Genomic DNA, 26,305 nt, shown 5'->3' on the forward strand with positions numbered 1-26,305 from the left:
GGAGACCTTTCATTGCTGAACGATAAGCTTTTCTCCAGCATAAATCGTTGTTTTATCTAAGTTATTCCACGCTTGTAAAGTTGAAACTGATACACCGTATTTCTCGGCAATATTTGATAACGTGTCCCCTTTTTGAACAGTTGTTTTCACTTTCCCATCATTTGTTGTCTCTCCATAAACAGACTGAAAAACTTCCCTTGTAACTCCCCCTCTTAAATAAGCATAAAGCTTTTCTTCATCAAGAAGAGGAAGAGGATCAACGGCGTTTGTTTTATGTTCATTCCAATTTCCTTTATGTACTTCAAAATGCAGGTGACTTCCCGAAGACCGGCCTGTACTTCCAACTTCACCAATTATTTGTCCTTTTCTAACTGTGTCACCTTGCTTTACAAGACGTTTGTGTAAATGAGCGTATACTGCTTCATATCCATTGTTTTGTTTAATAAAAACAACGTTTCCATATGTTGAAGAAGGATAGGATTTTGTCACTTTACCATCTGCAACTGTTTCAACATTTGTTCCAATAGGAGCTGCAATATCAATACCATAATGCTTAGCATGACGTGTGCCAAATAAGTCTGTTAATATTCCCTCAGTTGGCCAAATCCACTGTTCGGCTTCTTCAGCATTTCCCTGGACAGACCCGCTTCCAACTATAAAAGCGACTATTGTTATAATTCCAAATATGCGTGCTTTCATCGCTGTAGTTCCTCCTAAAAAACATGTTTAGTCCCTGCCTTAAACTGTACCTACCATTTTAAGACATCTCCCATATACTTTACGTTTTTTAAGAGTTTTATCCAGAAAAATGTTAAAAAGTTAATGTTGTACATTATCCTTTTCTTGACTATATTTCACGTTTATATTTACGCTTTCTTCCTCCACTCATTTCTGTCCTTAATGCTTTAAGGGCTCGATGTTGCGTTGTTTTCACTTTACTCTCTGACCATTCTAAAAAATGGGCAGTCTGTCCAACAGATAATCCACGAATAAAACGACAAAGTAAAACAAGCTGAAAATCATTTTTGCATGTGCTGAGCCTTTCATACAGCTGCTGTATCTCTTCTTTAATGAGGGTATGTTCTTCTGGAGAAGGAGATTCTTCACAACAAATGTGCTTCCGCCAACTTGATAAAAGACAACACTCTTTTAAACCTTTTTCTTTTCTAAAATAGTCTATTGCAATATTTTTAGCAATTGTAAAAAGCCACGTCTTTTCACTACAGTTTCCTTCAAATTTACTGCAAGATTTCAAAACACGTATATACACTTCCTGTGCTAAGTCTTCTGCTTTCTCTCGATTTTTCACTGTATATACTAAAAACCGAAGCAAATCTTGATGATATGTTATATATAGCCGCTCAAGTACAGTGTTCATCATCTCTCCCCCTCTCCTAACCTTTATAAAAGGATCTAAATACTAATAAATGGTAATTCAACTTTACCTAAATGAAAAGAAAAAAGCTAGAAAAAGATGACCCTTTTCTAGCTTTTTTCTCTCTATTGTGGCAATCGAATTGAAAATGTTGTGCCTTTCCCTAATATACTATGAACACGGATTGTTCCCTCATGAGCTTCAACAATATTTTTAGCAATTGCAAGACCAAGACCAGTTCCTGCTTTTCCTCTTGTTCTTGCTTTGTCTCCTTTATAAAAACGTTCAAAAACAAACGGCAAATCTTCTTCAGCAATACCTGCTCCTGTATCCTGTACTTTAAGAGAAAGAGCACTAGATAAACTTTCGACTTCTAATGTTACAGCTCCTTCTCCCTGTGTATGACGAATAGCATTATCAATAAGGTTTGTTAAGACTTGCTCTAGCTTGTCCGCATCAATTTTCACTTCTTGTCTTTGAAGTGATTCTAACAATAAATGAAGCCCAATATCCTCTTCTTTTGCGACACCCTGAAACTTCCGAAGCACTCGTTCTGTAAACGATTCAATGTCTACTTCATCAATTGAAAGTCTAATATGACCTGCTTCCATTCTTGCTAAATCTAACAGTTCATTTACAAGACGACCCATTCTTAATGATTCATCATGGATAACTTTTGCAATTTCTTTCATTTCTTCTTCTGTTGAAGCAATATCATCAATAATTGCTTCACTGTAGCCTTGCAGCATTGATATCGGCGTTCTTAATTCATGCGAAACATTAGCAACAAAATCTTGACGAAGCTTATCAAGCCTGCGCTCTTCTGTCATATCCCTGATAACAGCAACAGCTCCACGTATTTTCGTTTGATTATACAGCGGAGACATTAGGATAACCCATGTTCTTCCTTGTACTGTCATCTCAGTTACTTGCTCCTGCTCTGTTTGAACAACTTCTTCTAACAAACGCTGCACTTTTGATGAAAGACCTGATGCATTTGTAATATCAATTTTTTGTTCATAGAGAGAAGCTTGCAAAAACTGTTCGGCAGGTGGATTTGTAATAAGAATAGTCCCATTTCGGCTAAAGGTAATAACTCCATCTGCCATACTGCTTAAAATACTTGAAAGCTGTTCTTTTTCTTGATTCAGTGCATTTAAATTATATTTAAGTTGACGCCCCATTTGATTGAAAGCAATAGCGAGCTCTCCAATTTCGTCATACGTTAAAATAGGAACTTTTGTATCAAAGTTTCCTTTCGTTACTTCAAATGCAGCTTGTTTCATTTTACGAAGAGGAGCTGTAATTCTTGTAGAAAGGAAGAAGGCAAAAATTGTCGTTAAAATAATAGCAATCCCAGCTGCTAAAAGAATAAATTTTGTTGTTTGACGAGAAGGCTCTTGTAAATAAGAAAGAGGCTGATATAAATATACGGCTCCTTTCTCTCCAGAAGACATTGTAAACGGCATTGAAACGATGTAGATTTGATCTGATTGCCCTTCTTTTGAAAGGTTTAAGGTTGTTTCTTTCTTCCTCATCTCTGTTCCATTTGCACTGTTTTTGAAATAGCTGTCTTCTTTTAAGAATTTCTCAATCTGCTTTTTATCTTCTCGAATATTCGGTGAAAAGCTATATTCATTTCCTTTTTGTACGATAATATTTGCATCATCAATGAGATTCCATGTTGCCTTTAAAGCTAAATCTCCATCTTCCATTTCTTCTACAAAATGAGCAACTTGCTTGCTCGTACTGTTCAAATCCTCTTCGGCTTGATCAACAATATAGTTTTCGAAAAACTCAAGAAGTAAAATGGTTAGAATGAATAAAACGACAGAAAGAAGCAGAATGATTGTAATCCAAAGCTTCCCTACAACACTTCGCCAAAGTCTCATTCATTGCCAACCTCAAACTTGTAGCCAACTCCCCATACCGTCACAATCATACTTGCTGCCTTTTCTGATTTTCGGTTCAATTTTTCACGGAGTCTCTTTACATGTGTATCAACCGTTCTCAAATCTCCAAAAAAGTCATAATGCCATACTTCACGAAGAAGATGCTCCCGATCGTATACTTTATCTGGAGATTTAGCGAGGAAACAAAGAAGCTCGTATTCTTTTGGTGTTAAGCTTACTTCTTTTCCTTCAGCTGTAACCCGATGGGCATCATTATCAATTGTAAGGTGCGGGAAAACAAGCAAGTCTTTTGCTTTTGTTTCCGTTGTTAAATATGATGTTTGAGAAGAGCGGCGCAGAAGAGCTTTTACGCGAAGCACAACTTCACGTGGACTGAATGGTTTTACAATATAGTCATCTGCTCCAATTTCAAATCCTTGGACACGGTTTGCTTCTTCCCCTTTAGCTGTTAGCATTGCAATTGGTGTGGATTTTTTCTCTCTTATAATTTTGCATACTTCAAGTCCATCTTTTCCAGGCATCATGATATCAAGCAAAATCATGTCATAGTCTGTCTCAAGCGCTTTTGCTACTGCATCATCCCCATTTGAAGCTTCATCAATAGCATACCCTTCACGCTCTAGATACATTTTCAATAGTCTTCTAATTCTTTCTTCATCATCTACGATTAAAATTCGTGCAGCTACGTCCATTTTCTTACCTCCTAGTTTCTCTTATGTACGACTTATTATCGTTTATTGTACTCCTAGATTCATCCCTATCATACGTTTTTATGCCCTTTCTCTGCAATTGAAAAACCTTCACAGTTGTGAAGGCTTAAGCATATGAATGAAGCCCTGCTAAAATTAAGTTAACAGCAATAAGGTTAAACATAATAATGGCAAATCCTATCACAGCAAGCCATGCTGATTTTTCACCATGCCATCCTTTTGAAAGACGGAGATGTAAAAACGCTGCATAAAAGAGCCATGTGATAAGAGCCCAAACTTCTTTTGGGTCCCATCCCCAAAATCTTGTCCACGCTATTTGAGCCCATATCATTGCAAAAATAAGAGCACCAAGAGTGAATATCGGAAACCCAATCGCTACAGAACGGTAGCTAATTTCATCTACTAACTCTGAGTTTGCATTTCGTACAAGCGGTTTTAAAGCTTCTCCAAGCCTTCTGCGTAAAACCAATCGTAATACTACATAGAGAATCAAACCGCCAATGATGGACCAAATGCATGTATTAAGTTTAGCTGCGTTAATAAGTGCAGGCACCTCTATAAATGGGCTCAGTTTTCCTTCTGTTATAAGCTCGTGTTCGTTTGGTCCAACAAGTGCTGGAAGATGATACACTGCTTCTGCTTTCTCATCATGCTTATCAACCCATGAAAACGTTGCTTCATAATCTGCAATTCGAAAAGATGAGGTAATAATGACGAATGCAAGTGTTGTAACAAGGCTATACAACACAACTTCAAGCCAAAATGTCCTCTTCCCTCTTTTAGTTTGATCAACTTCCTTAATTAAATAGATAAGGCCTGCTGCAAAGCTAACGGCTAAGATGGCTTGGCCAAGCGCTGTTGTTGTGACATGAATATAAAGCCAGTGACTTTGCAACGCGGGAATAAGAGGTGAAATATCCCGCGGGAACATGCTTGCATAAGCAATTAGTAAAAGGGCGATAGGAAGGGTAAAAACCCCAAGTGAACTTAATCTATACATAAAGTATAACAAAATAAATGCCCCAACAAGCATAAGTGAGAAAAACGTCATAAATTCGAATAAATTACTCACAGGAACGTGTCCTGCTGCAATCCATCGGGTAACAAAATAACCTGCCTGTGCGACAAATCCTACAATTGCTAACAAAATACCAAATGTTGCAAATTTATTTTTTTTATTGTTGCGCTCTACTTTTTTTGATCTGATAGCTCCCCCGAAAAAAAGCGTTGCAATTAAGTAGACGATAAAAGCTGTATAAAGTAAGTTTCCACTTAAACTAACTAAGTTCATGCCTTATCCCCTCCCTTTTTCTTTTCTTGCTGATCCTCTGGCATCACAATTGCTGTTCCTTCTATTATTTTTTCAAGCTCTCGTTTTAGTCCAAACCAGTTTTTGTTTGTATGACTTGCCATAAATAACCCTTGAGCTGTATGTTGGATCCAAATACGACGATGATTCCAATACATACCTTGAATAACCCCAATCATAAAGATTAATCCACCTAGTCCTAGTATCCAGAGGGTAGAGTCTTTATGAACAGTAAGCCCTGTCACATTTTTCGTATCAATTCCCGCAAACGTCATCTTATACTTATTCTCGCCTAGAGGTTCGACATTTTGTCTAATGGCTACAAAACTTGTTTCTCCCTCCTGCCGATCTGGGGTGAACATTTTAAACACAAAAGCCGGATTTGAAGGAGTTTTCGTTTTTGTATCAGGATTTCCTTCTTCATTAAAATAAAAATCAGGAAAATAGCTTAAAATCTCCACTCGATAGCCGTCTTTTAGCTTATACGTATCTTTTGGATTATGTAAATCAATAGAGATTGTTCCAAAGCTTTCTCCACTTTGTTTGTCGTCTAACGATAGCTTCATTTCACTTAGCTCATTTAACCGGTAATCAACTTGATAAACAGCATATCCATCAAATTTTAAAGGCTCATTCACTTTGATAGGAAAGTCTTTTTGTTTTACAAGTTTCTGATCTTCTCCCGCAATCTTCCCTTCTTGTCCTTTATAAAGGGTTACGTCTGTTTGATAATTTTTAGCTACCGCTCCTACACGATCAATTGTTTTTTGAAATACTTCATCAGAATCTTTTCCATACTCCTCATAGATAAATTGATTATTTTCCAAAAAATATTCCCCATTTGTACCGGGAATGGCCTTTGTTTCTCCTTCACGAAGCCACATTGTTTTATCAATATACATCCCTGGAACAACCCTAAGCATTGCTCCGATAAGAAAGATAATAAGTCCAATATGATTAACATAAGGACCCCACCTTGAAAAACGCCCTTTCTCACCTAACAAGTTGCCTTCTTCTTTTTTAACCCTGTATCCTCTCTTTTTCAACTGTTCTTCTACCTTATTAATATCGGATTCTATCGGGTTTTCGGTTACGCTAAAAAAACGCTGTCGTTGTAAAAAAGATTCATGTCGGGTGACACGCTGCTTTTTCAATGCTCGATGAAGGGGAATAACTCGGTCTAGACTACAAATAACAAGGGAAATCCCAATTGAAGCAATAAGAAGTAGATACCACCATGAGCTGTATAAATTGTGAAAACCAAGTTGATAGTAAAGAGCACCAAGTGTTCCGTATTGTTCTTCGTAGTAAGTCGAGGGATCTGCATTAATCGGAATGTACGCTTCCTGAGGATAAATCGTTCCAAAAGCTGAGGCAATAAGGGTTAAAACAATAAGCCATATTCCTACTTTTACAGACGAGAAGAAGTTCCAAATATGATCAATTACTGTTTTGTTATACGTCTGCGATCTTCTCGCACTTCCTTCATACCTCATATCTAACAGCTTTTTAGAATTCTCACCATTTGTTGGTTTTCCACATGCTTCACATAAAATTGTTCCGTGTGGATTCACATGGCCACATTCACATTTCACTTCTTTCATGTTTCAAACCTCCTATGGCTTTATGTTATCCATATATTCCTTGATTTTTTGTTCATCAAGTCCACCTTCAAAAATATCAACAATCTCCCCTTTGGAATCTATTAAAATAGTTGTTGGCAAAGGGCCTATATCGTATGCGGTCTGTACTTCTCCACCATCATCAATCATCACAGGGAATGTAAGCCCATAACTTTTCGAAAATCGATTAACAGCAAGCTTAGTCTCATCTGCATTTACAGCTAGAATTTCGACTCCTTTGTCTTTAAACTGTTCATACTGATTTTGCATCACGGGCATTTCTTTTGCACAAGGCTTACACCACGTTCCCCAAAAATTTAAGAAAACGCCTTTTCCTTCATAATCTGAAAGCTTATGCTTTTCTCCGCTTAAATCTTCTAGGACAAAGTCAGGCGCTTTTTCCCCAACCACAACTTTCTCTTTTTCAGCAAAAAACTGAGCGTACATTGTATAGCCAACAGCGCTAAACAAGATGGACAAAATAATCGTTCGAACGAGGAGACGTCTTTTTTTCTTTTTCATAAAATCCCCCTTTACATCGATAAGTTATCCGCTTACATATACTTCTTTCACCATGCTAAAGTATGGTGAAAGGAGCATGAAGCAGTTGCTTCACACTCGCTCTTTTCCTGTATCCGCAAGCGAATTTAATTTTTTCACTTCATGTGGAGTAAGTTCTCTTGCCTCTCCTGCATTTAAACCAACTAAATCTAAAAACGCATAGCGTTCACGCTTTAACTTTACGACCGGATATCCAACTGTTTCAAGCATGCGACGAACTTGACGATTTCTTCCTTCATGAATAACAAGCTCTACAATCGATGTTTGTTTACGCTTATCAACGGAAAGAACACGTACTTTTGCTGGTGCTGTTACACCATCTTCAAGACGGACTCCTTTTTCTAGCAAGCGAACTTCATGCTTTTGGGGAATGCCTTTCACTTTTGCAATATATGTTTTTTCAATTTCATATTTTGGATGCATAAGATGATTAGCAAAAGCTCCGTCGTTTGTCATAAGTAAAAGACCTGACGTATCGTAATCAAGACGCCCAATTGGATAAATGCGTTCTTCTACATACGGAAAATAATCTCGTACAGTTTTACGATCTTTATCATCTGTTACACTCGAAATAACCCCTGTTGGTTTATATAATAAGAAATAAACAGGTTTCTCCTGTTCAATTTGTACTCCCTCAACTTCAACACGGTCCTGTGGCTTTACTTTTGTTCCAAGCTCTTTAATTACTTTGCCATTGACTCTCACTTTTCCTTCTAAAATAAGCTGTTCTGCTTTTCTTCTTGACGCAATTCCTGCGTGTGCAATCACTTTTTGTAATCGTTCCATCGTTATTCACCTCTTGTACATCTTACTTGTTTCATATATGTTGTACAAGTAGTTTTCCTTTAAAAGCTCATTCTTATCATCTATATACGGTAAAAAAGCTTCTTTTACAAAGAAGCTTTTTCATCATGCCCCAAATATAAGCGTTACAATAACAATTGCAGCAATAATTCCGACTAAATCTGCAAGCAGGCCAACTTTGACAGCGTCCCCCATTTTTTTAATTCCCACCGCACCAAAATAAACAGTTAATACATAAAATGTCGTATCTGTACTTCCTTGCATAACGGAAGCAAGACGCCCAATAAAGGAATCTGGTCCATACGTTGCAAGTAAGTCAGACGTCATTCCAAGAGCAGCATTTCCTGAGATCGGACGAATAAGTGCAAGCGGCACAATTTCAGGAGGAACACCAATCGCAAGAAGCATTGGTTTTAAAAAAGAAAGAAGCCATTCCATCGCTCCTGAAGCTCTAAAAATAGAAATAGCTACAAGCATCCCAACTAAATAAGGAATAATAGAGAAGGCTAAGCTGATTCCTTCTTTTCCGCCTTCAACAAACAGCTCATACGTTGGTATTTTTTTAAAAGTAGCATAGATCAGAATAAAACCAATAATAAGCGGAATGAGCAAAATCGAAATAAAATTTACGATTTCCATTACTTTTTCCCACCTTTTTTCAAGCGACGAAGATAAAAGAAACGATCAAGTAAAATAGCACCAAGCATGGAAACACAAGTTGCTAGAAGCGTTGCTCCGATAATTTCAGCAGGACTTTCTGATTCATACGTAATGCGAAGAGCAATGACTGTTGTCGGTACAAGCGTTATACTCGATGTATTAAGAGCTAGAAACGTGATCATTGAACTGCTTGCTTCATTTTTTCCATTGTTCGCTCGCTTCATCTCTTCCATTGCTTTAATTCCAAGGGGTGTTGCAGCATTACCAAGTCCAAACATATTAGCCATCATATTTGACAAAATATAGCCAATTGCTGGATGATCTTTCGGAAGCTCTGGAAAAAGCCTTGAAATGAAAGGACGAGCTAAGCGAGCAAGTTTTACAAGCAAACCTGCTCCCTCAGCAATTTTCATTAACCCAAGCCAAAACACAAGAACACTAATAAGACCTAAACTAATTGTTACAGCCTCTTGTGCTCCCTGAAAAATAGCCTTATTTACTTCTTCTACTTTTCCATTCACAACCGCAAATACTAAGCCAATAACCGTGAGCAAAACCCAAATAATATTAACCATGCTACCGTACTCCTTGGCCTATAAAGAACAGTTCTTTTGCTTTCTCAAAAAACGATCCTGTTTCTTTTCCTCCATGATCATAATAAATGGGCATCTCACCAAGAGCTTTGCCATCTAGAGAAATAGAAATCTTCCCAACAATCTGTGGGACATTTCTTTCATCTTTCCATTCCTTTTTTCTTGGTTTTAAAAGGGTAAGCTTCGTTTTTACTTTTTCCTGCTCTTTTTCTGTAAGAGGATAAATAAAATCTCTTTTTACATAAAGTTTGTCTTCATAAAACTTATTTTTCACACCTTCAATCTCGCCTTCTTGTACAACTTTTGTTGCTTTATAGTTGTCGAACCCCATGTTATACATGTAAATGTGATCATCCCAGTCACTCGGTGCATTAATCGTTACAGCAATGAGGTCTAAACCATCTTTCTGTGCTGATGAGACAAGCGTTCTTTTCGCTCTTTTTGTATATCCTGTCTTTCCGCCTGTTGTATGTGGATAAAGGCTTGTAAGAAGCTTATTTTTGTTTTTAAATACGCGTACATGTGCTCCGCTTTTAGTTCGATATGTTTTTGTTCCAGAGATTTCTCGGAATTTTTTGCTGTTCATCGCATACTTCATTAAAATGGCCATATCATACGCTGTTGAATAGTGATTTTCATGATCATCAAGACCGTGTGGATTTGCAAACTCTGTATTTTCCATGCCAATTTCAGCTGCTTTTTGGTTCATTAAGTAAACAAAGCCTTCTTTACTTCCTCCCACATGCTCTGCAATAGCTTCTGCCGCGTCGTTACCAGACCTAAGCATAAGACCATAGACTAAATCTTCAAGTAAGATTTTTTCGTTTTCCTCTAGATAAATAGCAGAGCCTTCTGTTTGAATGGCTTCTCGGCTTACTTTTACTTTTTTGTTCATTTCTCCAGATTCCACCGCCAGAATGGCCGTCATAATTTTAGTGATGCTCGCAATACGACGCTTTTCATGAATGTCTTTTTCATACAGAATTCTTCCTGAGCGCTGATCTATTAATATAGCGCTCCGTGCACTAACCTCTCCTTGAGCTTGACTCTTTAATGGAAAGGTACCAGCAAGAAATATAGTGACTATCATATAGCAAAGAATTTTTTTATAACCCTTCATCGTCTCCACGTCCCTTTAGCACATCATTTGTTTGTACAAGTTTATGCCTGTCCGTTTGCTGATATGATTAAAAATAAAGAAGAAAAAACGCCAGCACGTGTGCTGACGTTTTTCTTCTTTATTTAATTAGTAAAATAGTTTTTTTTCATACATTTGAAGTTCTTCCTGTAAAGAGAGGAAAGGCTCTTCAATATTCCGAAACAGGACGTGAACGGAGTTTGGTGCCTCAAACCGAAAGTGAATTGCATCACTTCCTGTGTATGATGCCCTACTGTTCTCATACCACAAGTCATTTTTAGGATTGAAAAACTCAAGTACACAGCGCTGGTAAATTCGTTTTAATAGCTGCTGGGCTTGAGCGGAAGGTACGGCTTTGGTTGTTAAAAACATTGTACAAGCTTCTTTTGCTTCTAAGCAGTGTACAGAAAGCCGACGCAAGTCTGATAAAAGGAGTGGATATTCCTCTTTTTCCTTTCCTTCTCTCTCAAGAACCATAATGTTTGTGTAATTTAAATAATGCTGAAGCTTCTGTTCAATGACGGAAAGCTTTGTTTGTGCAAATTCAACCTGTTTTTGCACGGTATGTTCTTGCATTTTTTCGCCTCCGAATATCTTTACTCTACGAATTTCATATGGTGGCCAAGCTTTGTTGCTCTTGTCATATTTTATACACGTTTTCTATAAGCGGCACTGCGATTGTCCATTATATGAAAAAATTCGTCTTTTTATACAAAAAACGTCTTTTTTTTGGCTATTTACTCATTCATTTTTTCGAAAAATAAATCTGCTTCTTTTTCTACTTCTTCTTCATAAAACTCCTCTGGCAATGGAGGTAGTTCCTCAAGCGTTTTAAAGCCAAAATGAGCTAAAAAATCGTCTGTTGTTCCATACAAAATAGCTCGTCCTGCCCCTTCTGCTCTTCCTACTTCTTTTACAAGGGCTTTGGCAACAAGCGTTTGAAGTGCTCTATCTGTTTTTACTCCTCTTATATCCTCAACTTCAAGCCGTGTAATGGGCTGACGATAAGCAATAATCGCAAGTGTTTCAAGAGCAGCTTGCGAAAGAGATTGATGTGTTGGTACAGAAATAAGACGTTTTATATACTCCGAGTATTCTTTTCTCGTTGCAAGCTGATAGCCGCCCGCAATTTCTAAAACGCTCATTCCTCTTTCACTTTGAGCATAGAAGGTTTGAAACTCCTCCATACATTCCTTTGTTTCTTGTAAGGAAAGCTCAAGTGCAGCTGAAATTTGTTCGAGCGTTGCCTTTTCATCACCTACTGTAAAAAGGAGAGCTTCAATAATCGGAAACCATTTCTCATTCTTCACCAGCTTCTCCTCCTTGGCTTGCAGACACGAAAAGTTCATCAAAATTCCCTTTTTGTTCTACAATAATTTGGTTTTGTTTTAAAAGCTCTAACACCGCTAAAAACGTCACAACAATGTGTTCTCGTTCAGGAACAGGAAAAAGCTCAAAAAAGCTTGTTTTCTTCCGCGTTGTTCGAAGATCTTTTAAAATATCAGTCATCCGATCTTCAATTTGAATTTCTTGTCTTGCAATCCGGGTTTTTAACGGCTTTTGAATTTTTTTTCGTTTTAATAGTTTCTGAACTGCGCTTAATATATCGTACATTGAAACGGAAAGCTCTCTGCTTTCTTGCGCTTCGATCTCCATGCTTTGTAAGTCTTGAGGAGGACGTGTAAAAACATATCCACGCTCTATATCTCGTTCTTCAAAATCTTTTGCAACTTCTTTGAAGCGACGATATTGAAGAAGACGTTGCATAAGCTCATCCCTAGGATCTTCTTCATCAAAGTCCTCTTCTAGTTCTTCAAGCTCTTCTTCTTTCGGAAGCAGCATCTTGCTTTTAATTGCTAAAAGAGTTGCAGCCATTACTAAATATTCACTTGCTACATCAAGCTGAAGCTCTTGCATCGTATGAACGTAAGACATATACTGCTCTGTGATTTTAGCTACAGGAATATCATATATGTCGATTTCGTAACGATTAATAAGGTGCAGCAGCAAATCAAGCGGTCCTTCAAAAGCATCTATTTTTACACTATATTCCACTACACTTCACCAACACTTTTTCTTTCATCTTTAAGGGCATTCTGTAACTAGTATAGAGGATTATAGTCTTCTGTCCAATAATAATTTTTGGAATTGGGTATATTGCCCAACCAAAACGAAAGAAAGAACATACTATGCTTATGTAAGAAAGATTAAAGGAGGAAAACATCATGGGTGAAAAAGGGTTTAATTGCGGAAGCGGATTTGCGCTTATCGTTGTTTTATTTATTTTGCTTATTATCGTAGGTGCAGCTTGGTGCTAATAGGTAAAAAAGGAGTTAGCAATTGCTAACTCCTCTTTATTTTGAAGAAAGAAAAACATATGCTACACTTTTTATAGGAGGTTAAAAACATGAAATTTCCACAAGCATACATAGACTATTTAGTTCATTTCCACAGTGATCGTGATTATTTTGAATGTCACGAAATTTTAGAAGATTTTTGGAAAGAAAAAGAAGCTCAACATAGAGATGAAATTTGGGTTGCGTTTATCCAAATCGCCGTTGGCCTCTACCATCAACGAAGAACCAACTTTAAAGGTGCTTACCGCATGGTTAAAAACGCGCGTCGTATTATGAAAGGTCGACGAACAACACTTGAGGAACTTGGCCTTCATGCTGAAAAGCTTCTAGCTTCTTTAAAATCTCTAGAAGAACGCATTAGAGCAGAAAAAGCATACGAAAGCTTTTATTTCCCTATTGCAAACAATGAACTCCAGCAAGCATGCAAAAAAGAAGCTGCTAATAAACAGCTTCTATGGTGGCAGCCATCAAATTTATCAAATAAATTTATTATCGACCGACACAAATTGCGTGATCGTACCGAAATTATTTTACAGAGAGAGATGAATTTGTATAAGAAAAGAAAAAACAGGCAATGTTAAGAAATCGTTTCATTGTCTGTTTTATTATGTGCCTCACACTTTTCAAAAAATGAGGCTATATGTTCATTAGGACGAACTTCTGCATTTTTGTAGATTTCCTGCACTTTTTTCATCATCTTTTTCCCAATTCCCTGTTTACGGTAAGATGGATTGACGCTAATATGCTGAACTTCAGCAACAGTGTCCGAGTGCTTAATAATGCCAATTATGCCAACAAAGTCATCTTCTTCTTTCCAAAGATACAGCTGCCAATCTGCATTTTGTTCATACTCTTTAATTGTTTGTTGCAGCTTTTTTAAGTCTTTTTCATTGGGCATAAAGGAAAGCAGACCCATCGCAATTTTTTCATTTGCTTTCTTGTATCGATTTAACATAAAATTCTCCTCTTTAATATAAAGGTTCAGAAAAGAAAAGTATGGCTATAAACCCTTAATCAAGTTTTTTGAATCGACCTTCACTTCGGTGTATCCACCTTATAATACAAAATAACGATTAAAATATCAATGTTTGTTATTTCAGTAATATCTTCGTTTTTTGAAGCCCCGCTGTATTATATGACTTCCTACGCATTTATTCGGAACATTTTTACGAATAACGCCCTTTTATGTAAGCCCTTTCTCAAAGAACCTTATTTTTTATAGAAAAGAAAGAGGAACAAAACTGTTCCTCCACTTTTTACACATCAAAAACTTCTACTTTTTCCATAATGTCGCCATTAGACATATTTAATGCTGTCTCAATGCCGCTTGTTACTTGTCCAAACACCGTATGTACGCCATCTAAGTGAGGTTGTGGAGCATGTACGATGAAGAACTGACAAGAACCAGTATCACGGCCAGCATGTGCCATAGAAAGTGAACCTACAACATGCTTGTGCGGGTTGTTGTCTGTTTCACAAGGAATTGTTTTATCAGCAGAACCTGTCCCATTTCCAATTGGACATCCACCTTGAGAAACAAAACCAGGAATAACACGATGGAATGTTAAGCCATTATAAAAGCCTTCGTTTGCTAGTTTTTCAAAGTTTTCAACTGTAATCGGTGCTTCATTTGGATAAAGATCAAATTCAATTTTTTCACCGTTTTGCATTAAAATATAGCCTTTTTTCACCATAGTAATCGCTCCTTTATTAAACAATTTCCATCCTATCTTACCACATAAATGTGAGAGACACGAATTTTTCCTTCCCTTCTTTTATTTTTTAAGAACATAACTTTTTTGAAACTCTTTCCTTTTTCAATCGTCTAATAATCTAGTAAGATCTTAGCCCTTCTTTTTGCTATTGCCAGAGCGAAAGAAAACATACTATAATGAACATGGCTTTTCGTCTACGAAGGAGGTTTTGAACCTTGAAAAAGTGTTTCAAACTATTATTAGCAGTATTGATCTCTTTGACAATACTACCGTCTCTTGCTTCCGCTGATGCTGCAGTTGGGGACGTGATCGTAACCCTTGGAGAAAATCTAACGCAAGAACAAAAAACAAAGCTCTTAAATGAAATGGAAGTACCTCAAGATGCACAGGAAGTAACTGTGTCAAATGCTGAAGAACATGAATATTTAGGGGATTTTATTCCAAAATCACAAATTGGTACGAAAGCTATTTCTTCCGCAAGTATTACCCTTGGGGAGAAAGATTCTGGTCTTAACATTACAACAAACAATATCAATTGGGTAACCGATGAAATGTATACAAATGCTTTAATTACTGCAGGAGTTAAAGATGCTAAGATCTACATTACTGCTCCATTTGAAGTTTCAGGAACGGCTGCTCTAACAGGCATCTTAAAAGCATATGAAGTTCAATCTGGTGAAGAAATTCCAGAGGATGTTAAAAAGATTGCTAACGAAGAAATGGTGGAAACAAGCCAGCTTGGCGACTCTGTTGGAAAAGAAAAAGCAGCTGCTCTAATGGCGAATGTAAAAGAAGAAATTGCAAAGAACACCCCGGAAAATAAAGAAGAGATTAAGCAAATCATTGAAAATAATGCAAATGAACTGAATATCAACTTAACAACAGGGGAGATTAACTCTCTTGTTAACTTCTTCAACAAACTAACAAACATTGATATTAACTGGAACCAAATTGAAAATCAGTTCAATGTTACAAAAGAAAAAGTAAGCGACTTTTTAAATTCTGAAGAAGGTCAATCCTTCTTACAGAAACTAAAAGAGTTTTTTATGAGTATTATTAACGCTATTCGTTCATTCTTTGCAAGTTTGTTTTAATTTATAAAAGCGTAAGAGGCTAAGCCTCTTACGCTTTTTTTCATGCTTCTACCGAATTAAAAAACTGAGGTAAATTCTCTCTGTGAGCTTCCAACATTTCATCTAAAATCTTTTTAGCAATTGTATCTGATGGAACAAGCGGATTGATTGTCATTGCTAAAAGAGCTTTTTGGTAATCTCCACTAACAGCTGCCTCTGCTGCTGTAATTTCAAAAGATTTGATCGAGCTTACAAGACCGCGGACATGAACAGGTAAGTCGCCAACTGCGATTGGCTTCGGCCCGTCTTTTGTAATAACACAGTTTACTTCAACAGCTGAATCATATGGTATGCTTGCGATCGCTCCATTGTTCCTTGTATTAACAGGCTGAATATCTCCTTTATCCGTGTAAATGGAGTGAATAAGGCTACATGCTGCATCGCTGTAATAAGCGCCTCCTCTTTTTTCAAGCTGTGGTGGCTTAATACTTAAATTTTCATCTTTATAAAGTTCAAATAAGTCTTTTTCGAGCTCCTTAACAACTTCTGCTCGAGTTCCTTCCTCTTGAGAAGCTCGTATTTCTTCTGCAAGCATCTCATCTGTTTTATAATAATAACGATGATAACCGCATGGTATAGCATTCAATGCTTGAAGGAAGTCTGAATCCCATGCAACACCAGCAATGTTTTTCATTGTCATCGCATTCTCTGGATTCCCCATTTCTTTCAATACTTTCTCTTTAATGCTAACTCCGTCTAGAAATACATCTAAGCCAAATACCATGTGATTTAGACCTGCAAACTGAACATGCACTCGACTTTGTTCTACTCCAAGCATTTCAGCAATTTTCATTTTCATCCCAATTGGAACATTACAAAGACCCACAACTTTTGTAATTGAGCTATGCCTTAAAATTGCTTCTGTTACCATCCCAGCAGGATTTGTGAAATTGATAAGCCATGCATTTGGGCAAAGCTCTTCAATGTCACGACAAATCTCTAAAATAACCGGAATTGTGCGAAGACCTTTTAAAAGCCCCCCAGGTCCATTTGTTTCTTGACCAATCACATTATATTTTAACGGTATTTCTTCATCTTTTTTACGAGCATCAAGGAGACCAACGCGAAATTGAGTTGTAACAAAATCCGCATCTTTTAAAGCTTCTCTCCTATTTAATGTGAGATGGATATCAATTGGTACTCCTGCTTTTTTCACCATTCGCTTAGCAAGATTTCCCACAATCTCTAATTTTTCTTTTCCTTGATCAATATCAACGAGCCATAATTCACGAATTGGAAGTTCATCATATCTTTTAATAAAGCCTTCAATAAGTTCCGGTGTATAGCTTGATCCTCCACCTATTGTTACAATTTTAAGACCTTTTTTTCCTTCCATTATCTCTCCACTCCTTTAGTTGAAGTACGTTCGTATAGCTCAATCATTTCCTTTGCTAGATCTTTTACAGTTAATGACGTCATTAAATGATCTTGAGCATGAATAAGGAGAATAGGAATGTCATAGTTTTCTCCTCCTGCTTCATTTGAGATTAAGCTTGTTTGGAAGTGATGCGCTTTCCTAAACTCTTCTTCAGCATCTTTTAATTTCTGATCTGCTTCTACAAAGTTTCCAACTTTTGCATCTCCGATTGCCTGCATTGCTAAGCTTTTGGCATTTCCACTATGCATAATAAGATGAAATGAGATATCGTATAGCTCTTCTTTTGTCATCTCTTTAGTCCTTTCTAGGCATTTTCTAGCCTATTTAGTTTACATTTACATTGGAATCTGTGCTTGTTAAATCCTCTAACTGGCGCTCTTCTTTATACTTCTGAACATCCCACATTTTAAGAAATGGGAAATAGATTAAGAAAGCTACAACCATGTTCACTACTTGAATAACAGCACCCGAGACTTTCCCACCAGTTGCGAGATAACCGCTTAAAATAGGCGGTGTTGTCCATGGCACAGCAATTCCTGCAGGTTTTGCAACAAGACCTGTTTGCATAGATACGTAAGTGATGACGACAAGAACAACCGGTGTCAGAATAAATGGCACTATCATTAATGGATTTAGAACAACTGGCATTCCAAAGATAACTGGCTCATTAATGTTGAAAATTCCTGGTCCTGTTGAAAGTCTCCCAAGCTGCTTCATTTGCTGACTTCTTGCAAATAAAATCATCGCCACAACAAGGGTAAATGTTGCTCCAGAACCACCCATATTAATCCATACGTCCATAAACTGTTTTGTTACGATATTTGGAATCTCTGTTCCGTTTTGAAAAGCAAGGCGGTTTTCATCCATAAATGAATACCAAATAGGATCCATTACCCCTCCAACAATTGTTGCACCGTGAAGGCCACAAACCCATAAAAGCTGTTGAAGCAGTACTGCAATCACTGTTCCAACAAGTCCACCACCAAGGGCGCCAAGGGGTTCTTGCAAAAGTTGATTTACAATATTATGAACGCTTTCAAAAGATGTATTCTCAATGACAAGTCGAACAATCCAAACAAGGGTAATGATAATAAAACCGGGTATAAGAGCGACAAATGATTTACTTACCGCTGGCGGAACTCCGTCAGGCATTTTAATCACAATGTTTCGCTGAATAATGAAGCGATATATTTCTGTAGAGACAAGAGCTAAGATCATGGCTACGAAGAGACCTTTACTTCCTAAAAGAGCTACTGGAATACCGCCTGTAACTTCAATCCCAGCCTCGCTTCCAGGTGGTGTATATAAGAAACTATATGGTGTTGCAAGCAGAAAAGCAGATACAGAAATGGCGCCTGCACTCAACGCATCAACGCCATATTTTTCTGCAAGTCTGTAAGCAATTCCAAAAGAGGCAATAAGCGCCATAATATCAAAAGTAGCACTTACAGGATAGCCAAGCTTTGTTGCCCAGCTTTCTCCAAATGTCTTCTCCATAAAGTTTAAATACCCTTCAACAGGGAAGTTCGCTAAAATAAGAAACAGTGATCCAATAATTAGAAGTGGCATTGTTAAAATTAAACCGTCACGCAATGCTTGCAAATGCCTTTGTCCAGCTACTTTACCTGCAACAACCATTACCTTATCTTCTAAGAACCGATTGAACTTACTCATCTCTTTCACCCCTTCTAAGATTAGCTATTAACTAAACTTGCAGCTGTTTTCAATACCTCTGCTCCATTGCAAGTACCATAGTGAACAGGATTGATAGCTGCCACTGGGATACTTTTTTCTTCTCCAAGCTTCTTCATTTGTGGCAAAAGATAGCGAACTTGTGGACCTAGTAGAAGAACATCTGCTTCATCAATATGGTTTTTAACTGAGTCAGCACTTACAGCCCAGATTTTATATTTTTTTCCTTCATTTTTTGCGTGGTTCTCCATTTTTGTAACAAGTAGACTTGTAGACATTCCTGCTGCACAACATAATAAAATATTCATTTTTGTTTCCCCCTTGGATTCTTTTAATTTTCTTATCTTAAGATTAATATGAAAACGCTTTCATATCCACTCATAAAATTTCCGTAGCTAACGGAAATTTTATGAGTGTGAAGAACACAAAAAGAGAACGTTCATAAACTCTTTATATGTTTTACACTTCAAAAGTTTTTGTACAAGATGTGGATTGTTTACAATCTCAATGAGAAACTCATACATTTCCTTTAAATCTTGATTGCTCTCTTTTTCAACGTTCAAAAGGCAAATAAACTGTGCAAATTCCTCTCCCCATTTAATTGGCTTGTCTAGTAAAACAATCGTCCAAAAGGTGGAATCTGTATACGGCTGGATTGGATGAGGAATTGCAACAAGATTTCCAAAACTTGTGGCGGAAATTTCTTCGCGCTCCATTACCGAGTTAACAAAAGAAGAAGGAACAAATGCTTTCTTTTCTAATTCACAAGCTAAAAAATGGATAACATCCTTCCTATTCTCAAACGTCCGATTAAAAAAGATAAGGTCTTCCTTTATAAATTGAGCGATTTGATGTTTGTTTTTCCTTATCGTCTTTTCAATTTTGTTTAAATCTTCTACACCTAAAATAGATTTCACTTGCACAACCGGAATAGAAGCCGTTTCAATCGGAATTGTACTAATTACAAAATCTAAAGAATGCAGTGACATTTCAGAAAGCCGATAATATTCTGTTGTTCCCACAATCTCTAATTCATGACCAAATTCTTTACGAAGCTTATATTCTAGCAATTTAGCACTTCCCAAGCCAGATGCACATACAATCACACACCTTTTCCGCCTAACTTTCATACTTTTTCTTTCCAACGCTCCCCCAATATGAAGAGCTAAATAGCCTATTTCTTCTTCCGTACTATCAATCTTATATTTTGATTTCAACACTGAACCGGCTACAACTCCTCCTTCAAATGCAAGTGGATAATTTGCTTTAATTTCTGCAAGAAGAGGATTTCTTAAATTCATTCCATATTTGTGCCGATTTAAAAACGGTTTTAAGTGAAGACATAGGCCAAGAAGTAGTTCTTCATCATGCTGCAGATCAAGTTTCAATTCTTCATCTATCGCTTGTAATAATTCCCGAGCAAGCTGATACATTTCTTGATTTACTAACTCTTTTACACTAACTCCTTGTTTTTTAGAATGAGAAATCAACTTTGTTCCTAAAAGGTGAAGAGCAACATACAGAATTTCATGCTGTGGAAAAGGAAGCCCAAAGTGTTTTTCAAGCTCTTTGACAATGCATGTTGCAACTTCATATTCCTTGCTTTCCTTAATTGAAGAAAACTCCTCAATATAGAAAGAAGCATAGTTTCCAGCCTGAATTCGTTTGTAAGAGATTAACAAGTGAACAACAAGATTATTTAGTGACAAATCGGACAGAATAATTTGCTGTTTATTTATTTCCTCAATCATAATGCATCGCACAACTGAAATTTCCTGTTCTGCAAAGATTGCTCCAAGATGCTCGTTTACCTCTTTTGATAGAGAGCGTCGGTTAAAAATATATTCAGACATGCAAAACCTAATTTTCACTTCCTCTCCTTCTACTTTTAATCCGTAATTGGGTTTTTGAAGAAAGACAAGGTTATAAAACTCAAGACGCTTCTTTACTTCCTTTAAATCCCCTTGCACAGTCGAACGACTAACATAAAGTTCGTGAGCTAAATCTTCTAATTTTATGTACTGATGAGTAAGAAGCAAGCGTTTTATAATATACACAACTCTTTCTTCTTTTGATTCAGGTCTTTCCGTTGTTACAATCATATCTTCAGCTGAGACTTTTCTCATTAATTCTTGAAACTTTTCCTGGTTTTTAACACTAAGAGCATATCCTTTTCCACGAATCGATTGAATGTCAATCTCATAGTGATGAAGATCTTCGTTCAATAATTTAATATCATTGCGAATTGTCCGAGAAGTAACCCCAACTTTTTTGGCTAATTCATCACTTGTAATAAAAGAAGAGCTTGCAAGCATATAGCGTAAAATCCGTCTTTTTCTATCATTCATTTCTCTTCCCCCCTAATCCCGTTTATATTATTTTAGGGATAATGATTCAAAAAAAATAGAGCTCTTTCAAAAAAAGAGCTCTATTTTCCATATTGCGTATTAAACTTTTGACTTTAATCCAACTTCATTACGAACAAGATCTTCAAACGTCTCTCGTTTGATAACAAGCTGTGCTTCCCCATTTTCAACAAAAACAACAGCTGGTTTTAGCATGCGGTTATAGTTGCTCGCCATAGCGTAACCATAAGCACCTGTACAAAATACAGCTAAAATGTCCGAGCTTTCCACTTTCGGAAGCTCAATATCCCATAGGAGCATGTCACCTGATTCACAACACTTTCCAGCAATAGAAACTTTCTCTTCATGAGGAGCATTCATTCGATTTGCAAGGGCAGCTTCATATTTTGCTTCATAAAGAGCAGGACGAATATTGTCACTCATTCCTCCATCAACTGCTACATAATCACGCACATTTGGAATATGTTTCCTAGAACCTGCTGTATAAAGCGTTGTTCCTGCATCTCCCACAAGAGAACGCCCAGGCTCAATCCATATTTCAGGAATGTCAATCGTTAACTTTTCTGCTTGACTTTTGATTTCTTTGACCATCTCACTTACATACTGAGATGGAGGCAGTGGCGTATCTTCGCTTGTATAGCGAATCCCAAATCCGCCACCAAGATTTAATACACGAGGAACGAAGCTTAATTCGTCTTTCCAAGAAGCAATTTTTTCAAAAAGCTTTCTCGTTGCCATCACAAAACCTGTTACTTCGAAAATTTGCGATCCTATATGGCAATGAATCCCAAGTAAATCTAAATATGGAGAGTGAAAAGCATGAGCAACAGCTTTATCTCCTTGCCCATTTTTAAGATCAAAACCAAACTTAGAGTCTTCTTGACCCGTTAAAATATAGTCATGTGTATGTGCTTCAATTCCTGGAGTGACACGTAAAAGAACAGGTACTTCCCATGAATGTTTCTTACTTAACTCTTCAAGCAACGCCATTTCATGAAAATTATCTACAACAATGCATCCAATCTTTTCTTTAATTGCATATTCTAATTCTTCATAACTTTTGTTGTTACCATGAAAATGGATTCGCTCTTTTGGAAATCCAGCAAGAAGGGCTGTATAAAGTTCCCCTGCTGATACAACATCGAGTGAGAGACCTTCTTCATTAACAAGTTGAAACATTGCTAGAGAAGAAAAAGCTTTACTTGCATACGCTACTTGCGCTTCTACTCCTTCCTCTGCAAATGTCTCTTTAAACTGTCTTGCTCGCTGTCTAATGAGGGCGACATCATATACATATAGAGGCGTTCCGTACTTTTTCGCAAGCTCAATTGTATCTACTCCGCCTATTTCTAAATGATTTTGATTGTTCACTTTGCTTGTGCCATGAAAAAACATTGTTGCCTTACCTCGTTCCTTTTTTTGAAATATCAATCATTTTTTGAATTAAAGTTACTTTACCATATACATAAAGGTCTTTCAACATGTACTTAGGGGCATTAGACCTAGACAAGAAAATGAACCCTACTTTATTTCTAGTAGGATTCACTTTTTATATCTTTATTCTTTTAGCTTTTGTCTGATACGATTGCGTGGGTTTACAATACTTGGACGAACCGTTGCTCCAGGGACAGGCGTTCTAATAATAACTTGCAAGAAAGCTTTTGGATTAAATGGAAGCAATGGCCACAAGTATGGTGTGTTTAAAGATTTAATATGAACAAGGTATAGAATATAAAGCGTTGTTCCAATAACAAAACCTGGGGCTTTGAAAAGTGCCACAGCAATAAGGAGCGTAAGACGTGCGATTTTATTGGCGACACCAAGTTCATAACTTGGTGTTGCAAACGATCCAATTGCGGCAATTGAAACATATAAAATAACCTCTGGAACAAATAATCCAACATCAATAGCAATTTGTCCAATTAGAGCAGCAGCAATAAGTCCCATCGCTGTGGAGAGTGATGTTGGAGTGTGAATGGAGGCAAGCCGCAAGAAATCAATTCCTATATCTGCTAAGAAGATTTGTAAAATCATTGGAATACGTGAGCTGCTGTTTGGACCAATAAATTTCAAGTTATCATTTAATAAGCTAGGATCTAATGCAAACATAAGCCATAATGGCAATAAAAAGATAGAAGCAAAGATAGCAATGAAGCGAACCCACCTTGTAAATGTTCCAACTCCAGCAGACTGTCTATACTCTTCAATGTGTTGCACATGATGAAAATAAGTTGTAGGTGTAATGATAACGCTTGGGGACGTATCGGAAATAATAATCACGTGACCTTCAAACATGTGTGCTGCAGCAACATCTGGACGCTCCGTATATCTCACAAGTGGAAAAGGATTGAAATTTTGCTTAATAAGAAACTCTTCAATTGTTTTATCTGCCATTGGAAGTCCATCAATGTCAATTGACTGTAATTCTTTCCGAACTTTTTTTACTAAATCAGGATCTGCTACATCATCAATATAAGCTAGACACACATCAAGTTTTGAACGTTTTCCAATCTTCATAATCTCATAGCGCAAGCGTCCATCGCGAATTCTTCTTCTTGTAAGAGCTGTATTAATAATGATATTTTCTGTGTAACCATCGCGCGCGCCTCGAACGACTTTTTCTGTATCAGGCTCTTCTGGTGAACGACCTGGATATGTACGAACGTCAACTTCAAATCCAACATCTTCTCCATTGATCATCACCACAATCAATCCAGATAAAACCGAAACCATGCAATCTTCAAGATTGTCTAATTTCTTCACTTGCTGATGAATCAATCTATTTTCAACAATCTGTTTTACTTTTCTTGGCTCTTTTTCATGATCATTGATTGTTACAAGCGATTCAGCAATTTTAATGATGTATTGAGAATCACAAAGGCCTGTTACATAGTAAAAATGGACGGCATGATCTAAAACTAAAATTTTTCGGACGCCTAAATCAAAGCTCGCACCCATGTTTGCTTCATCTTTAAAAAACTCGTCATTATCGTAAATATTTTTGGAAATGGGCGTCTTTTGTAAATTTTTATTTGACATAACCTTTACTCCTTTCAAGAATTAACTCAACGGCTTTTAAGGTAATAGGAGAACCATGTTTAATGTGATCTCTCATCCCCATTTTTCCAATATCACCAATACCCACAACAATCGGAAGGGAAAGTTCATCTAAACAGTACACTGTATCGCCGTTTTGTTTCCCAACATCCATTTCTGCAACACCATATTTATCTACTCCATACTCGGTAAGTTCTCCATTTCCATCAATGCTTACGTCTACTTTTGTCCATTCATTTTGATGCGTTTTCGAAGCTACAGCAATTGCGCCAAGAACATCGATGTTTGGATGTGTTGCAACATATTTTAACGCCGTCTCTCCTGCTCCTTCCCCTAAGTAGCCACAATCATCGAACATTACAAATACAGGGCTGTGAGGAGTTTGCATAATAAGTGAAACAAGGTCTTCACCTGAGAGAATAGACGGATTTCCAAACGACTGAGAAATACAGCGTCCTCCCACTTTTTCAGCTACAAATTCAATCGTTCTTTTCGCAAATTCATCTCCATCTGTCACAACAATTACTTGGCGTGTTTTCATGTCTTTTATCCTTTCGGTTTAAAGATCAATGCAGCAAGAAAAGAGAAAAGAATAGCTGCTGAAATCCCTGAAGATGTTAATTCAAACATCCCCATACCAATCCCAATTAATCCGTGTTCTTCTGCTCCTTTCATTGCTCCATGTAAAAGAGAATGACCAAAGCTTGTAATTGGAATCGTTGCTCCTGCTCCTGCAAATTCAATAAATTTATCATATAAACCAAATCCATCTAAGACAGCTCCTGTCACAACAAAAAGAGTCATAACGTGAGCAGGCGTGACTTTAATAAAATCGAGTAAAAGCTGACCAACTACACAAATTAATCCGCCACAAACGAAGGCAATTAAATATTCCATCAGCTTTCCACCTCCACAGATTCAAGGACAACTCCGTGTGCAATCGTTGGAATGGTCTCTTTTTGCTGCGTCATTGTTGGGCTTAAAAGTGCTCCTGTTGCTACAACAAATACGCGCTTGAGTTCTCCCTTTGCAATCTGCTCTACAAGGTGTCCATACGTAACAACAGCTGAACATGCACAGCCGCTTCCACCTGCAAACACATTTTGATCTGGTCGATAAATCATAAGGCCACAATCGTTATGTGTTGAAAACACGTTGTATCCTTCCTCTTTTAATAAATCTTTCAAAATAGGACTTCCAACTCCTGATAAGTCTCCTGTCACAATTAAATCATAGTCGCTTGGCTCTCTTCCTAAATCTTTGAAATGCTGAGAAATCGTTTGTGCTGCAGCAGGTGCCATTGCTGAACCCATATCAAATGGATCTTTAATTCCGTAGTCTGCTACTCTTCCAATTGTAGCTGACGTAATTTTTACTTTTCCTTTTTCTTTTGATATGAGAGCTGCTCCGCTTCCTGTTACAGTTGCGGTTGCTGTGTCTGGTTTTTGGCCTCCATATTCTGTTGGATAGCGAAACTGTCGTTCAGCTGTAGCATTATGACTGCTTGTTGCCGCAATAATGCGATTTGCAAATCCCCCATCAACAAGAGCCGAACCAAGTGCGAGCGTCTCCATTGAAGTTGAACATGCACCAAACATGCATAAAAACGGAATTTGATTTTGTCTTGCTACAAAGTTTGCTGTTACATTTTGATTAAGAAGGTCACCTGCTAAAAAGAAATCCACATCATCGTACGTGTAGTTGAGCTTTTGTATACAAGTATCAATAGCCGTATTCATTAATTTCCGCTCGGCAAGTTCCCAATTTTTTTCTCCACAGTGCAAATCATCATACGTAACATCAAACGTTTCTTTTAAAGGTCCATCCTTTTCTTTCGGGCCAACCGCTGTTCCAGTTGCGTTAATATAAAGATCATTTTGAAAAACCCACGATTGTTTCCCAGTTAGAATCATTTGTTCCAC

General features: G+C 37.2%; 29 protein-coding genes. 3 read left to right on the forward strand and 26 right to left on the reverse strand.

The features are described 5' to 3' along the window. Positions 1–9: 9 nt before the first annotated feature. The 14 genes from MOC86_RS12460 to MOC86_RS12525 form a co-directional block, all read right to left on the reverse strand. Positions 10–699 (reverse strand): peptidoglycan DD-metalloendopeptidase family protein, encoded by a 690-nt coding sequence (locus MOC86_RS12460; RefSeq protein ID WP_268584487.1) that lies wholly within the window; start codon positions 697–699, stop codon positions 10–12. Positions 700–847: 148 nt separating this feature from the next. Beyond that, entirely contained in the window at positions 848–1,378 is a 531-nt protein-coding gene (locus tag MOC86_RS12465; RefSeq protein WP_268584488.1) for a sigma-70 family RNA polymerase sigma factor, read from the reverse strand. 122 nt (positions 1,379–1,500) lie between these two features. Next, positions 1,501–3,267 carry an ATP-binding protein gene (locus MOC86_RS12470; protein WP_268584489.1) on the reverse strand — a complete coding sequence of 589 codons (1,767 nt, stop codon included), beginning with the start codon at positions 3,265–3,267 and terminating at the stop codon, positions 1,501–1,503. After that, a complete protein-coding gene (locus MOC86_RS12475; RefSeq protein WP_124049494.1) occupies positions 3,264–3,980 on the reverse strand; it encodes a response regulator transcription factor in 717 nt (238 codons plus the stop codon). The genes MOC86_RS12470 and MOC86_RS12475 overlap by 4 nt, the downstream gene beginning before the upstream one ends. Positions 3,981–4,104: 124 nt before the next feature. Beyond that, a complete protein-coding gene (gene ccsB, locus MOC86_RS12480; RefSeq protein ID WP_268584490.1) occupies positions 4,105–5,289 on the reverse strand; it encodes a c-type cytochrome biogenesis protein CcsB in 1,185 nt (394 codons plus the stop codon). Further along, positions 5,286–6,911, reverse strand: coding sequence for a cytochrome c biogenesis protein ResB (resB, locus tag MOC86_RS12485; protein WP_268584491.1), 1,626 nt, complete (start codon positions 6,909–6,911; stop codon positions 5,286–5,288). Before resB ends, ccsB begins: the two co-directional genes overlap by 4 nt. Before the next feature lie 12 nt (positions 6,912–6,923). Continuing rightward, a complete protein-coding gene (gene resA, locus MOC86_RS12490; RefSeq protein ID WP_268584492.1) occupies positions 6,924–7,451 on the reverse strand; it encodes a thiol-disulfide oxidoreductase ResA in 528 nt (175 codons plus the stop codon). Between the two features lie 90 nt (positions 7,452–7,541). Then, on the reverse strand, positions 7,542–8,276 hold the full coding sequence (locus MOC86_RS12495; protein ID WP_019391638.1) for a pseudouridine synthase: 735 nt from the start codon (positions 8,274–8,276) through the stop codon (positions 7,542–7,544). Positions 8,277–8,399: 123 nt separating this feature from the next. Next, a complete protein-coding gene (locus MOC86_RS12500) occupies positions 8,400–8,933 on the reverse strand; it encodes a spore maturation protein (protein ID WP_019391637.1) in 534 nt (177 codons plus the stop codon). After that, on the reverse strand, positions 8,933–9,529 hold the full coding sequence (locus tag MOC86_RS12505) for a nucleoside recognition domain-containing protein (protein ID WP_019391636.1): 597 nt from the start codon (positions 9,527–9,529) through the stop codon (positions 8,933–8,935). The genes MOC86_RS12500 and MOC86_RS12505 overlap by 1 nt, the downstream gene beginning before the upstream one ends. Position 9,530: 1 nt before the next feature. Next, positions 9,531–10,667: a D-alanyl-D-alanine carboxypeptidase family protein gene (locus MOC86_RS12510; protein ID WP_419146634.1), complete on the reverse strand. Its 1,137-nt coding sequence runs from the start codon at positions 10,665–10,667 to the stop codon at positions 9,531–9,533. 126 nt (positions 10,668–10,793) lie between these two features. Beyond that, positions 10,794–11,261: a DUF3907 family protein gene (locus MOC86_RS12515; protein ID WP_268584493.1), complete on the reverse strand. Its 468-nt coding sequence runs from the start codon at positions 11,259–11,261 to the stop codon at positions 10,794–10,796. Positions 11,262–11,422: 161 nt separating this feature from the next. Then, on the reverse strand, positions 11,423–11,995 hold the full coding sequence (gene scpB, locus MOC86_RS12520; RefSeq protein ID WP_124049501.1) for an SMC-Scp complex subunit ScpB: 573 nt from the start codon (positions 11,993–11,995) through the stop codon (positions 11,423–11,425). Continuing rightward, entirely contained in the window at positions 11,985–12,740 is a 756-nt protein-coding gene (locus MOC86_RS12525; protein WP_019391632.1) for a segregation/condensation protein A, read from the reverse strand. The genes scpB and MOC86_RS12525 overlap by 11 nt, the downstream gene beginning before the upstream one ends. A 170-nt stretch (positions 12,741–12,910) precedes the next feature. Between MOC86_RS12525 and MOC86_RS12530 the strand changes: the two genes are divergently transcribed. Together MOC86_RS12530 and MOC86_RS12535 are read left to right on the forward strand one after the other, a co-directional pair. After that, complete coding sequence (locus tag MOC86_RS12530) at positions 12,911–13,003, forward strand: YjcZ family sporulation protein (protein ID WP_019391631.1); 93 nt, start codon at positions 12,911–12,913, stop codon at positions 13,001–13,003. Positions 13,004–13,092: 89 nt separating this feature from the next. Next, the gene (locus MOC86_RS12535) at positions 13,093–13,623 is read left to right on the forward strand and encodes a DUF309 domain-containing protein (RefSeq protein WP_243517898.1); all 531 of its coding nucleotides are present in this window, start codon (positions 13,093–13,095) and stop codon (positions 13,621–13,623) included. Here MOC86_RS12535 and MOC86_RS12540 read toward each other — a convergent pair. Next, positions 13,620–13,997 carry a GNAT family N-acetyltransferase gene (locus tag MOC86_RS12540; protein WP_268584494.1) on the reverse strand — a complete coding sequence of 126 codons (378 nt, stop codon included), beginning with the start codon at positions 13,995–13,997 and terminating at the stop codon, positions 13,620–13,622. The two genes, MOC86_RS12535 and MOC86_RS12540, sit on opposite strands and share 4 nt — an antisense overlap. A 301-nt stretch (positions 13,998–14,298) precedes the next feature. Further along, positions 14,299–14,736: a peptidylprolyl isomerase gene (locus MOC86_RS12545; protein ID WP_268584495.1), complete on the reverse strand. Its 438-nt coding sequence runs from the start codon at positions 14,734–14,736 to the stop codon at positions 14,299–14,301. A gap of 236 nt (positions 14,737–14,972) precedes the next feature. Between MOC86_RS12545 and MOC86_RS12550 the strand changes: the two genes are divergently transcribed. Beyond that, positions 14,973–15,851, forward strand: a complete 879-nt coding sequence (locus tag MOC86_RS12550) for a DUF1002 domain-containing protein (RefSeq protein WP_019391627.1) — start codon at positions 14,973–14,975, stop codon at positions 15,849–15,851. A gap of 40 nt (positions 15,852–15,891) precedes the next feature. Here MOC86_RS12550 and MOC86_RS12555 read toward each other — a convergent pair whose 3' ends face one another. From MOC86_RS12555 to spoVAD, 10 genes are all read right to left on the reverse strand, one after another. Further along, the gene (locus tag MOC86_RS12555; protein WP_268584496.1) at positions 15,892–17,226 is read right to left on the reverse strand and encodes a 6-phospho-beta-glucosidase; all 1,335 of its coding nucleotides are present in this window, start codon (positions 17,224–17,226) and stop codon (positions 15,892–15,894) included. Then, on the reverse strand, positions 17,226–17,558 hold the full coding sequence (locus MOC86_RS12560; RefSeq protein ID WP_124049506.1) for a PTS lactose/cellobiose transporter subunit IIA: 333 nt from the start codon (positions 17,556–17,558) through the stop codon (positions 17,226–17,228). The genes MOC86_RS12555 and MOC86_RS12560 overlap by 1 nt, the downstream gene beginning before the upstream one ends. A 34-nt stretch (positions 17,559–17,592) precedes the next feature. Continuing rightward, positions 17,593–18,942: a PTS cellobiose transporter subunit IIC gene (gene celB / locus MOC86_RS12565; RefSeq protein WP_268584497.1), complete on the reverse strand. Its 1,350-nt coding sequence runs from the start codon at positions 18,940–18,942 to the stop codon at positions 17,593–17,595. Between the two features lie 20 nt (positions 18,943–18,962). Beyond that, on the reverse strand, positions 18,963–19,304 hold the full coding sequence (locus MOC86_RS12570) for a PTS sugar transporter subunit IIB (protein ID WP_268584617.1): 342 nt from the start codon (positions 19,302–19,304) through the stop codon (positions 18,963–18,965). A gap of 63 nt (positions 19,305–19,367) precedes the next feature. Continuing rightward, positions 19,368–21,308 (reverse strand): BglG family transcription antiterminator, encoded by a 1,941-nt coding sequence (locus tag MOC86_RS12575; RefSeq protein WP_268584498.1) that lies wholly within the window; start codon positions 21,306–21,308, stop codon positions 19,368–19,370. A 99-nt stretch (positions 21,309–21,407) separates the two neighbouring features. Then, a complete protein-coding gene (gene lysA, locus MOC86_RS12580; protein ID WP_268584499.1) occupies positions 21,408–22,721 on the reverse strand; it encodes a diaminopimelate decarboxylase in 1,314 nt (437 codons plus the stop codon). Between the two features lie 162 nt (positions 22,722–22,883). Further along, positions 22,884–24,365 (reverse strand): spore germination protein, encoded by a 1,482-nt coding sequence (locus MOC86_RS12585; protein ID WP_268584500.1) that lies wholly within the window; start codon positions 24,363–24,365, stop codon positions 22,884–22,886. Next, a complete protein-coding gene (locus MOC86_RS12590; protein WP_268584501.1) occupies positions 24,355–24,924 on the reverse strand; it encodes a stage V sporulation protein AE in 570 nt (189 codons plus the stop codon). The genes MOC86_RS12585 and MOC86_RS12590 overlap by 11 nt, the downstream gene beginning before the upstream one ends. 5 nt (positions 24,925–24,929) lie before the next feature. Next, positions 24,930–25,280, reverse strand: a complete 351-nt coding sequence (spoVAE, locus tag MOC86_RS12595; RefSeq protein ID WP_268584502.1) for a stage V sporulation protein AE — start codon at positions 25,278–25,280, stop codon at positions 24,930–24,932. Next, positions 25,280–26,296: a stage V sporulation protein AD gene (gene spoVAD, locus MOC86_RS12600; RefSeq protein WP_268584503.1), complete on the reverse strand. Its 1,017-nt coding sequence runs from the start codon at positions 26,294–26,296 to the stop codon at positions 25,280–25,282. Before spoVAD ends, spoVAE begins: the two co-directional genes overlap by 1 nt. Between the last annotated feature and the right edge of the window lie 9 nt (positions 26,297–26,305).

It is taken from the genome of Priestia endophytica, assembly GCF_026790145.1.
GTDB lineage: Bacteria > Bacillota > Bacilli > Bacillales > Bacillaceae_H > Bacillus_I > Bacillus_I endophytica_A.